The following is a 12,920-nucleotide window of genomic DNA, read 5'->3' as shown; positions in this document are numbered from 1 at the left end:
ACGGTTGGTTGCACAACGGTTCTTTACTGACAACACCTAACACCTAATAATTAAATACAATGAATTTATCACATCCTGAAAGTTTATTATTCTGGAATACCATTATCTTTCTCATCTTGCTCTTCCTCTTAGCAAAATATGCTTGGAAGCCCATAATGAATGCCGTAAAACAACGCGAAGACTCTATCAACAAGGCTTTGGAAGCTGCTGAAGAAGCTCAAAAACAAATGGCAAACCTCAAAGCTGATAATGAGCGCCTTTTAGCCGAAGCACGCGCTGAAAGAGATGTTATCTTAAAAGAAGCAAGAGATATCAAAGATAAAATTGTAAGTGAAGCCAAAGAAGAAGCCCATCGTGAAGGTGTAAAACTCATTCAACAAGCACAACAGGCAATTGAAAGTGAGAAGAAAGTAGCTTTAGCACAACTAAAAGACCAAGTCGCAGCACTTTCTATCGAAATGGCGCAAAAAGTGATGATGAGCGAGCTCTCCGACGAGAAAAAACAAACTGCCCTCATCAACGATTATTTAAAAAGTGTTACCCTAAACTAAATAGGTTATGTACGGATTCAGAGTAGCAAACAGATATGCCAAGGCTCTCTTGGAATACGCCCTACAGCAAAATGTCTTAGAGGCGGTTTTCGCTGATATGACCTTGATAGATAAAACTATAAAATCTCATAAAGATTTGGAACGTATGCTCATCTCCCCTATCGTAAAAACAACGGTAAAAAAGAATGTGCTCTCCAAAATCTTTACTACAGTAACTCCCGAAACCTTGCGTTTATTTGAATTACTAATTAAAAACGGACGCTTGTCTATTCTCGGGACAGTAGCTGAAAAATTTGTAGTACAATACAACATCTATAAAAATCACAAAGTAGCAGTGGTTACTACAGCTACCCCACTGAATGACTCTACCCAGCGAGAAATGCTCCAAAAGGTAAAATTACTTACTAAGAATGAAAATGTTACTCTTGAAAACAAGGTAGATAAAAACATTATAGGGGGCTTTATCCTCCGTGTAGGTGATGTCCAATACAACGCTAGTGTAGCGCACAAACTCAACCGATTACAACAAGAGTTCCAAGAAAAATTGTTTTTGTAGATAAAAGCTAAAACTATGGTAACAAGTATAGACCAGTTAGACTTGAACAGAACGTACACTTATGCCGATTATTTGCTATGGCAACTAAAGGAAAAAATACAATTGTTCAAAGGAAAAATATTTGCGATGAGCCCTGCCCCTAAGCGGATTCATCAAGATATTTCACGCCGATTGGTACGTACTATGTTAGGAGTATTTGATGAAGAATGTGGTTGCAAACTCTATTATGCACCTTTTGATGTGCGCCTTAGTGAAAATACAGTCGTACAACCCGATGTATGTGTAATATGCGATACCTCAAAATTAGACGAACGCGGTTGTAAAGGTGCTCCCGATTTAGTAGTAGAAATACTCTCACCTACAAATACTGAAAACGATACGAAACAAAAATTTGAATTATATCAAGAAAGTGGCGTGCGTGAATATTGGGTAGTCTATCCTTTCGCCGATTACAAAGCTATACATATCTATTGCTTAGAGAGTGGAAAGTATATCGCACAACCTCCTATAATAGAAGGTGATATTGTAACTTCAATAGCGTTTCCAAGTTTAAGCTTTTCAACAAAGGAATTATTTAAAGATTGAATAAAATGAAAAAAATACTATTTTTGCTAACAACACTTATATTCATATCTTGTACTAAAGATAAAGAAAATACAACAGTAGTAGGAGAAGAAGAAGAAAAAAAAAAAACTATCACTATGAATGTAGTAAATGAGAAATATGACACTTATAAGGGAAGAACTTTGATTAGTAGAGACCCCTCTTCTTATACTTATGAAAACAATAAAATTGTAGGAATATTAACCTACTCATTTAAAACAACTGTCAAGTATATAGGAGATAATCAAATTGAAACTGATAACTTGTATAATTTTAATTCTGTAGAACAAGAATCTAGAATAAAGACTCTTTACTCATTATCAGATGGTAAAGTACAGTATTTTGTTTCTGAAAATCGCACAAAATATAATGATCCTAAAAAACCTTTGTATATATATCACGACTCTATTACTTTTGAATATAAAAATGATTATTTAACAAAAATAACTAAATATTCAAAGATACCTTATTACACACAAGGTAAATATGAAAAAAGATTAGAAAAAGAAGTGTTTTGGCAGAATGGTAATATAGTAAAAATAAAATCAGATAGAGATGAAACAATCTATACTTATGATGATAAACCTTATATTACCTATGGAGATGTAGGTTATGGAACTCCTCTTTCAGAATTGACTTTTTCTAAATCTCTCTTATTGTATGGAAAAATAGGAAAATGGAATAAGAACAATGTCCTTACTATGAATAAAACTACAAAGGAACTTTGGGGATATGATTTTAAGAGTATTAAATATAACAGAGAGTTAGATAAGCACAATAGAGTTTCAAAAGTTCTAATGCAAATTGAATATATGTCTAAATACGAAAAAAATGAATATGGAGACACAGCTGAATGTGCAGCAGTTCTTGATTATGAATAACAAACATAATTGATATACAGCGCATTGTCGCTTTTGAATCGCATCTCCCCCCTTGAGGGAAGTCCGCGAGAGCGGAGTATGTGATAAGGGGGGGGGTATTTTAAATCAACAAGTTAATTTAACCCTTGATTAGCATTAAAAACTAAGAAATAAAACCTGAAAAAATGGCAGAAATAAAAGCCGCTGAAATTTCAGCAATTTTAAAAGAACAATTAGCACACTTCGATGCCAATGCTTCTTTAGAAGAAGTAGGAACGGTATTACAAGTGGGAGACGGTATTGCGCGTATCTTCGGACTATCAAATGCGCAATATGGTGAATTAGTAAAATTTGACAACGGACTACAAGGGATTGTCCTCAACCTTGAAGAAGACAACGTAGGGATTACCCTCTTAGGACCGTCAACCGATATTAAAGAAGGTGATACTGTAAAACGCACGGGGCTCATCGCTTCTATCAACGTAGGCGAAGGTATCGTAGGTCGTGTCGTAAACACCTTAGGGCAACCTATTGATGGTAAAGGCCCTATTACGGGCAAACTATACGAAATGCCGTTGGAACGCAAAGCCCCTGGAGTTATCTTCCGTCAGCCTGTAAACGAACCTTTACAAACGGGTATCAAAGCAATCGACGCGATGATTCCTATAGGTCGTGGGCAACGTGAGTTAGTAATTGGCGACCGTCAAACAGGTAAAACTACCGTGTGCATCGATACAATATTGAACCAAAAAGAGTTCTACGATGCAGGCAATCCTGTATATTGTATCTATGTAGCTATTGGTCAGAAAGCTTCAACAGTAGCAGGTATTACAAAAACCTTAGAAGATGCTGGTGCTTTAGCTTATACTACTATCGTGGCGGCTAATGCTTCCGATCCTGCTCCTATGCAGGTATATGCTCCTTTTGCAGGAGCTGCTATTGGCGAGTACTTCCGCGATACAGGTCGCCCTGCGCTTATCATCTACGACGACCTTTCTAAACAAGCGGTGGCTTACCGTGAGGTATCGCTCTTGTTGCGCCGTCCACCCGGACGTGAAGCTTACCCTGGTGACGTCTTCTACTTACACTCTCGTCTGTTAGAGCGCGCTGCCAAAGTGATTGCCGATGATACCATTGCACGCCAAATGAACGACCTCCCCGAAAGCATCGCTCCACTCGTAAAAGGGGGTGGTTCACTCACTGCTTTACCTATTATTGAAACTCAAGCGGGCGACGTATCAGCTTATATCCCTACTAACGTGATTTCTATTACCGACGGACAAATATTCTTGGAATCTGACTTGTTCAACTCTGGAGTACGTCCTGCTATCAATGTGGGTATTTCCGTATCACGTGTCGGGGGATCAGCTCAGATTAAATCTATGAAAAAAGTAGCAGGAACGCTCAAGTTAGACCAAGCGCAGTACCGCGAACTTGAAGCCTTTGCTAAATTTGGTTCTGACCTCGATGCAGCTACTATGGGGGTTATCGAAAAAGGAAAACGCAATGTGGAAATCTTAAAACAACCACAAAACGACCCTTACCCCGTAGAAAATCAGATCGCGATTATTTATGCAGGTTCTAAAAATTTATTGCGCCAAGTACCTGTAAATAAAGTTAAAGAATTCGAAAAAGAATACTTAGAATTCCTCAATGTATCTCATCGTGACATTTTAGATCAGCTCAAAGCTGGCAAACTCACCGATGAGATTACAGCCACTCTTGAAAAAGTAGCCCAAGATTTAAGTGAAAAATACGCAAAATAGTAAATACATCTCTTTTTAAATATTTATTCTTATGAGTGTTATTATATGGATAATTATTGGAGCTGTCTTTTTGTTTGCGCTACAGATTTATATAAACAAAGCTTATACAAAAAAACACTTGCAAAAACAAATAGGACACATCAATCAAAATCCTTTAACTGAGGAACAGATACGATTGCTCACTTTTGGAGCGATACTAACGTATTACCGTGGTGAAAATCTACTAAACCTAATACCTACTGAAATATTAGAAACATATCAGAAAGGATTACGTCAACAATGGGAAATAATAGATACAGCATCTGCTAAACAAACTATAAGTGACTTATTAGCACAGAAACGTTCATTACAGTTCCGACATCTGCTAACGCAAACCTCACCTGAGCTTAGCAAAATACAGAAACAAATAGCCAATGGTTTGGGAATAGAATTAGCACAAGTAGAGGCAGTAAAATCGGCTTATGCGTGGGATTTGTGTAGAGCAGCTTCTTTGGCTAAATGGTGTTATTGGTGCCAATATATCTCTGAAACTGAAATGTGGAATATATTGCAAAAAGTATCCGATATAGCGAAAGAACAAGGCAAAAACTGGCAAGAATATACCATATCTTTCCTTTTAGGACGTACTATTCAGGGATTTGATTTGGAAGACCTTATTATTCTAACCTCTCAACTATTTCATAGTAAATCACCTTCATTAAGGAAAATAGAAGGAATAGATGTTTATCAAAGGTATTCTTTCTAATTTTGGTAGAAACCTTAAAACATATAACTAACAGTTAATGATTAACGGTAAATGGTTAGAGTTTACCTCTTACCTCTTTTACCTCTTACCTAATAAAATGGCAAATTTAAAAGAAATACGAAGCAGAATTTCATCGGTAAGTTCAACAATGCAGATCACAGCAGCGATGAAAATGGTATCGGCAGCCAAACTGAAAAAGGCTCAAGATGCTATTGTAGCGATGAAACCTTATGCTTATAAACTCAAGCTGTTGTTAGAACACCTTAGCGCTGCCTTGGGTGATGAGAATGTTTATAATCCACGCAAAGGAGAAGTAAAAAAAGTACTTTTGGTACCTATCACCTCCAATAGAGGCCTCTGCGGGGCGTTCAATGCCAGCGTGATAAAAAAAGTGTTAGAGTTAGAGCAAACTACCTATAAAGACAAGCGGGTACGACTCTACACCATAGGTAAAAAAGGCAATGATGTGTTGAAAAAATACGACAATATTATAGCTCATAATAGCGAAATTTTCGATAAGCTCACCTTTGCTACAGCTGCTGCTTTGGCTGGAGAACTAATGGAATTGTACACTTCGGGTAAATATGACCAGATAGTATTGGTGTACAACAGTTTTAAAAATGCAGCTACTCAAATTCTTACAGAAGAAACATTTTTGCCCATACAACCCATTACTACTTCTAAAACAAATAACAAAGAACTAAATACCGATTATATCTATGAGCCTTCTAAACAAGAAATTGTAGAAAGACTCATTCCACGTTCGCTAAAAACACAATTGTTTAAAGCCTTACGCGACTCTGTAGCAGCAGAACACGGCGCACGTATGACGGCTATGCACAAAGCTACCGACAATGCTCAAGACCTCAAAAACGAACTCATCCTCACCTACAACAAAGCTCGTCAGGCTACCATCACTGGTGAGATTATCGAAATCGTTGGAGGGTCTGAAGCCTTAGCTTAAAATCTGTAGGGACGAATAGCAATTCGCCCTTAATAGAATGGCAATTTGCCTTAAATAATAGAGAGATTTAATTTTATATGGAAAACAAAAAATTTAACAACAACTACAAGAAGAATAGCTATTCCTCTAATGGGAATTCAGAGAAAAAGCCTTACAATTCTTCTTACAACAGCGGTAACAATCGCAACAACAGCAATAGTTCATTCAAAAAGAAAACTTACGGACAGAACGAAGGACGTAGTTACAACAATAATAACGGTAACCGCTATAACAATAACAATGGTAACCGTTATGACAATAATGGTGGTAATCGCTATGATAATTATAACAATAACAACGGTTATAATTTCGAAAACAAAAAACCTTACAACCCTAACTTCAAAAAGAACGACGGGTATAGCAAGCCTAACAACTACAACCGTAATGAAAATTATAACCGCAATGAAGGTTACAACCGAAACGACAACTACAAAAAACCTTTCAACAAAAAACCTTATAACAACAACGCTTATAAACCTTATAACCAAGCTCCTATTGATTATCCCGCTGCCGATCCAATCGAAGTGCGCTTGAACAAATTCATCGCCGATGCAGGCATCTGTTCACGTCGCAATGCCGATATGTATATTTCTGCAGGTAATGTAACGGTAAATGGTGAAGTGATGACAACCCTTGGCTACCGCGTAAAACCTACCGATGAAGTTCGTTTTGATGGTAAACTCCTTTCTTCTGAAAAGAAAGAATACATCTTGCTCAACAAACCCAAAGGTTTTATCACCACTACCAACGACGAAAAAGGCCGTAAAACTGTAATGGATTTGGTCGCAAATGCTACTAATGTTCGAATCTTACCTGTAGGCCGTTTAGATAGAGCTACTACAGGTTTGTTATTGCTTACCAATGATGGTGAGCTCACCAAAAAACTCACTCATCCCACTCACGGTGTACGCAAAATATACCACGTAATTCTCGACCGCAAACTCGACTACAAAGATTTTATGAAGATACAAGATGGCTTGGAGTTAGAAGACGGTTTCATTGAGGTAGACGAAATCAGCTATGTAAACGACAAACCTAAAAATGAAATAGGTATTAAAATCCATAGCGGTCGCAATCGTATTGTTCGCCGTATTTTTGAACACTTGGGCTATCAAGTAGAAAAACTCGACCGCGTAGTGTTTGCCGGACTCACTAAAAAAGATTTACCTCGTGGTCATTGGCGTCGCCTCACTCAGCAAGAAGTAATCAATCTTCGCAATATGAAGTGATGCTATCTTCTAAATCCTAAAAGCTTGAATAAAAACTTAGATCCAAATAAAGAAAATTATTCGGCGCAAGAACTCGATATAGAAAGAGCCTTGCGCCCTTTGTCGTTTGATGATTTTGCGGGGCAAGAAGCAGTTTTAGAAAACCTAAAAGTATTCGTAAAAGCTGCTAATATGCGCCACGAAGCTCTCGATCATACCCTTTTTCACGGCCCTCCAGGACTTGGAAAAACTACCCTCGCTCATATTTTGGCTAACGAATTGGGTGTAGGTATCAAAATTACTTCAGGTCCCGTGCTTGATAAACCTGGAGATTTAGCTGGATTACTCACTAATTTGCAAGAGCGCGATGTACTTTTCATCGACGAGATACACCGCTTGAGTCCGGTAGTCGAAGAGTATCTTTACTCAGCTATGGAAGACTACAAGATTGATATAATGATAGAATCAGGCCCCAACGCTCGCACCGTGCAAATCAACCTCAATCCCTTTACACTTATAGGAGCAACCACCCGTTCAGGTTTACTTACAGCTCCTATGCGTGCACGTTTTGGTATTCAAAGCCGATTGCAATATTATTCTACTGAACTTTTAGCTGATATCGTTCAGCGTAGTGCTTCTATTCTCAAAGTCCCAATTTCTATGGAAGCTGCTATCGAATTAGCAAGCAGAAGTAGAGGTACCCCGCGTATTGCTAATGCCCTTTTACGTCGTATTCGCGACTTCGCGCAAATAAAAGGCAATGGTAAAATAGATATCGCTATTACCCGCTTCGGGCTCAAAGCCCTCAATGTAGATGCACACGGATTAGACGAGATGGACAACAAAATCCTCTCTACCCTCATTGATAAATTTAAAGGAGGCCCCGTAGGAATCACCACTTTAGCAACTGCCGTGTCCGAAAGCGCCGAAACTATTGAAGAGGTCTATGAACCTTTCCTCATTCAAGAAGGTTTTATTGTACGTACCCCTCGCGGTAGAGAAGTAACCGAATTAGCTTACAAACACTTAGGAAAAGTTCATCCCGCAAAACAAGGAACACTTTTCGACTGAAAAAACAATATACAATTAACAAAAAATTCCTTAAAGTAACACTGCACTTTAAGGAATTTTTTTATAGTTATAAAAGGCATTTCCGTTCTATTTACTCAAATTCGAAAAACTATTTTGTTCTATGACAAAAGTTTTTTTAAGACTTATTATTGTTTTTTTAATATTTTGTATTAACTTTGCGCGATGAATAGACGTTTATACATAATAGCTCTAATACTTACAAGCTTATCACTTGTAGGAATTATCTTTATTCAAGGGTATTGGATTAAGATGGCGATCGACGATAAAGAAGAAGCTTTTACTTATTCTATTCAGCAGGTTCTCAATAATGTAGCAAGGCAAATAGAGCAAGATGAAGTAGATAAATACGTAGCTCAAATCATCTTTTTAAGAGAAAACGATAGTACCCTTAAGCTTAAAGACCCTCTCTTGCATGACTTTGTTTATATACAAAATTACAAAGACAACAAGGAAAATTTTGCTTATAACCACGGCGTTTTAGATGAAGATTATGAACTACCTATAACAACTACTCCTCATTCGTTTAACAATCATTACTTAGACTACAATCCAAAAATACAAAAATTAGACACCAATCCATATTTGGTAAATGCCTATGAAAAATTGAGCAATTTACCTAAAATAGAACGTTTGATGATTGAAGAATCTTTCAAAAACATCATCCGTCAACAATCCATAAGCGAACGCGTATCAATTATTCAAATACAAAAACTCATCCAACAACGATTGGAAAAAAGAGGACTCAAATTGCACTTTGAGTTTGCTATATACAATAAAAACGTACTCTCAAAAGTACATTCTAAATACTTTGAACCCAATGAGACCAGAGAGTACAGAACATTGCTCTTTGGCGCCAATAGCAATGATGATTCTCTCTATGAATTAGCTGTAGTATTCCCTCAACGAGAACGCTTTGTTTTATCGTCAATTATAGGTATAGCAAGCCTCTCTACTGTTTTTATGCTCATTATTATAGCGGTGTTTATCATTACACTAAACCAACTGATTACTCAACGCCGCATTTCAGAAATAAAAACAGACTTTATCAACAATATGACTCACGAGTTCAAAACACCTATCGCTACAATGAACTTAGTACTCGATACGCTCAAGAGCCCTATTGCATTAAACGACCCCGACAAGGTAATGCATTACGTGAAAATCCTCAAACAAGAGAACAAACGAATGCTCGCACAAGTTGAAAATATCTTGCAAATATCCCGCCTCGAAAAAGGCAATTTGCAATTAGAACGTGAACCTTTAGATGTGCACGACCTTATCACAAATGCTATTAGCCACGTACAAGTGATGCTCAACGAACGTAATGGATTGATACGCACTCACTTTTTGGCAGATAATAGCGACATATCAGCTAATGAATCTCACCTTACCAATGTATTTGTAAATGTAATTGAAAACGCTATCAAATATTCACCAGAAGCTCCTGTAATAGATATCTATACAGAAAATATCAAAAATAGAATCCTTATCCGCATTAAGGACAAAGGTCAAGGAATGAGTAAACAAGCCGCTAAATACATTTTCGATAAATTCTATAGAGAACACACTGGCGACTTACACAACGTAAAAGGGCACGGTTTAGGACTTGCTTATGTAAAAAGTATCGTAGAATACCATCAAGGAAGTATTTATGTAGAAAGCGAAAAAGGAAAAGGCTCTACTTTCTTTATTAAGCTACCTGTAATATAAGTGCTTTAAAATAAGCTCAAAAAATAACTAAAAACAAATAAAAAAATGAATATGAACGGAAACTATTACTCTGCCAAACCCTCCTCTGAAGATAAACGTATCCTCTTAGTGGAAGACGACCCTAACTTTGGTACAGTACTCAAAGACTACTTAGTAATGAGCGGTTTCGATGTTACATTAGCCAAAAATGGTATGGAAGGCTTTGAGCTTTTCAAAAAAGAACTCTTTGATATGTGCATCCTCGACGTGATGATGCCTTACAAAGATGGATTTACGCTCGCAAGAGAAATCCGTGAGAAAAATGAAAAAATCCCTATCATTTTCCTTACAGCTCGTACTATGCGCGAAGATGTAATCAAAGGATACAAATCTGGCGGCGACGACTACCTCAACAAACCTTTTGATTCCGAAATTCTCTTGATGAAAATACGCTCAATGTTACAACGTAAAAACATTGAGACTATGGTCGATAACAATAAGTTTGAGTTTGAAATAGGCAATTTCTTCCTCAATACTAAATTGCGTATTCTTAAATACAAGGACGAAGAACCTATGAAACTCTCTCCTAAAGAGAATGAACTATTGCGCCTCCTCGCTCTACATACCGACGATTTTATGTCACGAGAACTCGCCCTTTCTAAAATATGGAAAGACGACAACTATTTCACATCTCGCAGTATGGACGTATATATTGCTAAACTGAGAAAATTACTCAAAAAAGATGAAAAAGTAGAAATTCTAAACATCCACGGTGAAGGTTTTAGATTGGTTGCCAACAAAGATGCTGACGGCTTTATTTAGGAACTTTTTTACTTTTTTTTTGGTAGTTCACCGAAAATTCTTACCTTTGCGCCTCAAAAGGTAGGCAATCAATCGCTGAACTTATAGATAATGAGAAAGTTAAAAGATTACACCATTTCTTTTGCTGGCTTAAAACAAGGAAAACATCAGTTTGTTTATACCATTGATAGAAAGTTTTTAGAACTTTTTAGTTTTGATGAAATAAACGATACTCAACAAACTATCACTGTAGATTTAGAAAAAAAAAGCAACCTTATGGAGTTGCACTTCCACAATAGTGGAACAGTGAATGTAAATTGTGATGTTTCTAATGAACCTTTCAATCTACCTGTATCTGGTGAATTGTTCTTAGTAGTAAAATTCGGTGAAGAATATAATGATGACGACGAAGAGCTGCTGATACTCCCTCACGGCGAACATCAAATAGAGATAGCACAATACCTCTATGAGCTCATCGTATTATCAATTCCAGCAAAACGTGTACACCCTGATGTACTCAATGGTTCAATGCACTCCGAAATTTTAGATAAACTTGAAGCATTAGCCCCAAAAGAAAACCATATAGCCCCCGAAGCTATAGACCCACGATGGGAAAGTTTAAAAAAATTAATAACTGATAAATAAATATTAAGCAATGGCACATCCTAAGCGAAGACAATCAAAAACAAGAAGAGATAAGAGAAGAACTCACGACGTAGCAGTACTTCCACAAATTGCAAAAGACCCTACAACAGGCGAAAACCACTTGTACCACCGTGCTCACTGGCATGAAGGTAAACTTTACTACCGTGGACAAGTGCTTATCGATAACACTGAAAAAGCTGAATAATCAGTAAGTAGAAGATGAACTCTCATACAAAAATGAAGTTTAAATAAAAAATAGGCTGTAAGATTAATCCTCACAGCCTATTTTTTTTATGCTTCTTCTTTAGTAGTTGTAGAAGGTTCTTCTTCTAAAAATCCTTTGTTGAGCAGAAGATTATACCATTGTATTACTTTCTTAATATCACTCGCATATACACGGTCGCGATCGTAGTTAGGAAGTACTTTGGCAAAATAAGATTCTAAAGTAGCCCCATCCGATTTTGCTGATATACTTGCTTCTTTGCCTCCTTCTAAAGTTTTCATACTTTCAAACACTTCACTTAAAGGCACTTCCTTTTCCATAGTGTAAATAGCTATTTCTGATAACAAGCTCACATTATTGCGAATCCCTACCGAAATGCGTTTATCATCGGCTAAAGAAGTAGCTAAAAATCCTGAACGCGTTTGCGTTTCTAAATGATACAAACCTGGTTTCCCCGATATGGCAAGTATTTTTGTTAAATTCATTTTTATATTTTTAATATTGATTATTTACTTAGCATTTAAAAATTTCATTCTGTAATCTACCTTCACATTTCCTTTCATAATATTGTTCAGCTTGCTTTTGATAAGCTGTTTTTTAAAAGCCGAAAGTTTATCTGTAAACAATATGCCTTCTATATGGTCGTACTCGTGCTGAACAATACGCGCTGCCAAACCATCAAGAGTCAGTGTTTGAGGCTTGAAATCCTCGTCAAGGTATTCAATAGTGATTTGCTTGTGGCGGTTCACGTCTTCACGTACCCCTGGAATACTGAGGCAACCCTCATTGAAATTCCATTTATCACCTGTTTCTTCAGTGATTTTGGCATTGATAAAAGTCTTTTGGAAGGTTTTCAAAAACGCTTGTTCTTCAGGGGTTAAGTCGTCATCCTCAGCAAACGGAGAGGCATCAACTACAAACAAACGTATAGCAAGCCCTACTTGTGGGGCAGCTAAGCCTACACCATAAGCGTGACGCATAGTGTCGTACATATTGGCGATAAGCGCTTTAAGCTCGGGGTAATCAGGAGTAATATCCTCCCCTACTTTCCTGAGCACTGGGTCGCCGTATCCTATAATAGGTAAAACCATTGTGATATTTTTTTATTTTGCGGGGGCAAAGATAAGAATAATTTGCTAATTAGCCAATTCGGCCAATTATTAAATTATTTTGCACTT

General features: G+C 37.1%; 15 protein-coding genes. 13 read left to right on the top strand and 2 right to left on the bottom strand.

Annotated features, from left to right (window positions below; translation table 11 throughout):
* Window positions 1-59: 59 nt before the first annotated feature.
* From I7X29_RS14190 to rpmF, 13 genes are all read left to right on the top strand, one after another.
* Window positions 60-551 (top strand): F0F1 ATP synthase subunit B, encoded by a 492-nt coding sequence (locus I7X29_RS14190; RefSeq protein ID WP_009413287.1) that lies wholly within the window; start codon window positions 60-62, stop codon window positions 549-551.
* Window positions 552-558: 7 nt separating this feature from the next.
* Window positions 559-1,107 (top strand): ATP synthase F1 subunit delta, encoded by a 549-nt coding sequence (gene atpH / locus I7X29_RS14185; RefSeq protein WP_198475606.1) that lies wholly within the window; start codon window positions 559-561, stop codon window positions 1,105-1,107.
* Between the two features lie 15 nt (window positions 1,108-1,122).
* Window positions 1,123-1,692, top strand: coding sequence for a Uma2 family endonuclease (locus I7X29_RS14180; protein ID WP_198475604.1), 570 nt, complete (start codon window positions 1,123-1,125; stop codon window positions 1,690-1,692).
* A 5-nt stretch (window positions 1,693-1,697) separates the two neighbouring features.
* On the top strand, window positions 1,698-2,591 hold the full coding sequence (locus tag I7X29_RS14175; RefSeq protein WP_198475602.1) for a hypothetical protein: 894 nt from the start codon (window positions 1,698-1,700) through the stop codon (window positions 2,589-2,591).
* A 164-nt stretch (window positions 2,592-2,755) separates the two neighbouring features.
* Window positions 2,756-4,336 carry a F0F1 ATP synthase subunit alpha gene (gene atpA, locus I7X29_RS14170; RefSeq protein ID WP_009413291.1) on the top strand — a complete coding sequence of 527 codons (1,581 nt, stop codon included), beginning with the start codon at window positions 2,756-2,758 and terminating at the stop codon, window positions 4,334-4,336.
* Between the two features lie 31 nt (window positions 4,337-4,367).
* On the top strand, window positions 4,368-5,081 hold the full coding sequence (locus I7X29_RS14165; RefSeq protein WP_009413292.1) for a DUF1266 domain-containing protein: 714 nt from the start codon (window positions 4,368-4,370) through the stop codon (window positions 5,079-5,081).
* A gap of 97 nt (window positions 5,082-5,178) precedes the next feature.
* Window positions 5,179-6,045, top strand: coding sequence for an ATP synthase F1 subunit gamma (gene atpG / locus I7X29_RS14160; RefSeq protein WP_198475600.1), 867 nt, complete (start codon window positions 5,179-5,181; stop codon window positions 6,043-6,045).
* A 77-nt stretch (window positions 6,046-6,122) separates the two neighbouring features.
* Window positions 6,123-7,313 carry a pseudouridine synthase gene (locus I7X29_RS14155; protein ID WP_198475598.1) on the top strand — a complete coding sequence of 397 codons (1,191 nt, stop codon included), beginning with the start codon at window positions 6,123-6,125 and terminating at the stop codon, window positions 7,311-7,313.
* Between the two features lie 24 nt (window positions 7,314-7,337).
* Window positions 7,338-8,363, top strand: a complete 1,026-nt coding sequence (ruvB, locus tag I7X29_RS14150; protein ID WP_009413295.1) for a Holliday junction branch migration DNA helicase RuvB — start codon at window positions 7,338-7,340, stop codon at window positions 8,361-8,363.
* Window positions 8,364-8,546: 183 nt separating this feature from the next.
* On the top strand, window positions 8,547-10,094 hold the full coding sequence (locus I7X29_RS14145) for a sensor histidine kinase (protein ID WP_198475596.1): 1,548 nt from the start codon (window positions 8,547-8,549) through the stop codon (window positions 10,092-10,094).
* A 45-nt stretch (window positions 10,095-10,139) separates the two neighbouring features.
* The gene (locus tag I7X29_RS14140) at window positions 10,140-10,895 is read left to right on the top strand and encodes a response regulator transcription factor (protein ID WP_009413297.1); all 756 of its coding nucleotides are present in this window, start codon (window positions 10,140-10,142) and stop codon (window positions 10,893-10,895) included.
* A gap of 90 nt (window positions 10,896-10,985) precedes the next feature.
* Window positions 10,986-11,519 carry a YceD family protein gene (locus I7X29_RS14135; protein WP_198475594.1) on the top strand — a complete coding sequence of 178 codons (534 nt, stop codon included), beginning with the start codon at window positions 10,986-10,988 and terminating at the stop codon, window positions 11,517-11,519.
* 10 nt (window positions 11,520-11,529) lie between these two features.
* Window positions 11,530-11,724 carry a 50S ribosomal protein L32 gene (gene rpmF, locus I7X29_RS14130; protein WP_009413299.1) on the top strand — a complete coding sequence of 65 codons (195 nt, stop codon included), beginning with the start codon at window positions 11,530-11,532 and terminating at the stop codon, window positions 11,722-11,724.
* A gap of 86 nt (window positions 11,725-11,810) precedes the next feature.
* On the opposite strand, the gene I7X29_RS14125 is transcribed toward rpmF, so the two are convergent.
* Both I7X29_RS14125 and def read right to left on the bottom strand, forming a co-directional pair.
* Window positions 11,811-12,227 carry a DUF5606 family protein gene (locus tag I7X29_RS14125; RefSeq protein ID WP_009413300.1) on the bottom strand — a complete coding sequence of 139 codons (417 nt, stop codon included), beginning with the start codon at window positions 12,225-12,227 and terminating at the stop codon, window positions 11,811-11,813.
* A gap of 24 nt (window positions 12,228-12,251) precedes the next feature.
* Entirely contained in the window at window positions 12,252-12,833 is a 582-nt protein-coding gene (gene def, locus I7X29_RS14120) for a peptide deformylase (protein WP_198475592.1), read from the bottom strand.
* Window positions 12,834-12,920 lie beyond the last annotated feature (87 nt).

The organism is Capnocytophaga periodontitidis (assembly GCF_016126015.1).
GTDB classification, from domain to species: Bacteria; Bacteroidota; Bacteroidia; order Flavobacteriales; family Flavobacteriaceae; genus Capnocytophaga; species Capnocytophaga periodontitidis.
Note: the sequence above shows the minus strand (reverse complement) of the source record. Positions and strands in the feature narration are given on the sequence as shown.

Bases quoted from the DNA above. Each gene is read 5' to 3' on its own strand.
- atpG (WP_198475600.1), top strand. From the start codon at position 5,179: ATGGCAAATTTAAAAGAAATACGAAGCAGAATTTCATCGGTAAGTTCA.
- atpH (WP_198475606.1), top strand. From the start codon at position 559: ATGTACGGATTCAGAGTAGCAAACAGATATGCCAAGGCTCTCTTGGAA.
- I7X29_RS14125 (WP_009413300.1), bottom strand. From the start codon at position 12,227: ATGAATTTAACAAAAATACTTGCCATATCGGGGAAACCAGGTTTGTAT.
- rpmF (WP_009413299.1), top strand. From the start codon at position 11,530: ATGGCACATCCTAAGCGAAGACAATCAAAAACAAGAAGAGATAAGAGA.
- atpA (WP_009413291.1), top strand. From the start codon at position 2,756: ATGGCAGAAATAAAAGCCGCTGAAATTTCAGCAATTTTAAAAGAACAA.
- I7X29_RS14140 (WP_009413297.1), top strand. From the start codon at position 10,140: ATGAATATGAACGGAAACTATTACTCTGCCAAACCCTCCTCTGAAGAT.
- I7X29_RS14165 (WP_009413292.1), top strand. From the start codon at position 4,368: ATGAGTGTTATTATATGGATAATTATTGGAGCTGTCTTTTTGTTTGCG.
- I7X29_RS14155 (WP_198475598.1), top strand. From the start codon at position 6,123: ATGGAAAACAAAAAATTTAACAACAACTACAAGAAGAATAGCTATTCC.
- I7X29_RS14145 (WP_198475596.1), top strand. From the start codon at position 8,547: ATGAATAGACGTTTATACATAATAGCTCTAATACTTACAAGCTTATCA.
- I7X29_RS14135 (WP_198475594.1), top strand. From the start codon at position 10,986: ATGAGAAAGTTAAAAGATTACACCATTTCTTTTGCTGGCTTAAAACAA.
- def (WP_198475592.1), bottom strand. From the start codon at position 12,833: ATGGTTTTACCTATTATAGGATACGGCGACCCAGTGCTCAGGAAAGTA.
- I7X29_RS14190 (WP_009413287.1), top strand. From the start codon at position 60: ATGAATTTATCACATCCTGAAAGTTTATTATTCTGGAATACCATTATC.
- I7X29_RS14175 (WP_198475602.1), top strand. From the start codon at position 1,698: ATGAAAAAAATACTATTTTTGCTAACAACACTTATATTCATATCTTGT.
- I7X29_RS14180 (WP_198475604.1), top strand. From the start codon at position 1,123: ATGGTAACAAGTATAGACCAGTTAGACTTGAACAGAACGTACACTTAT.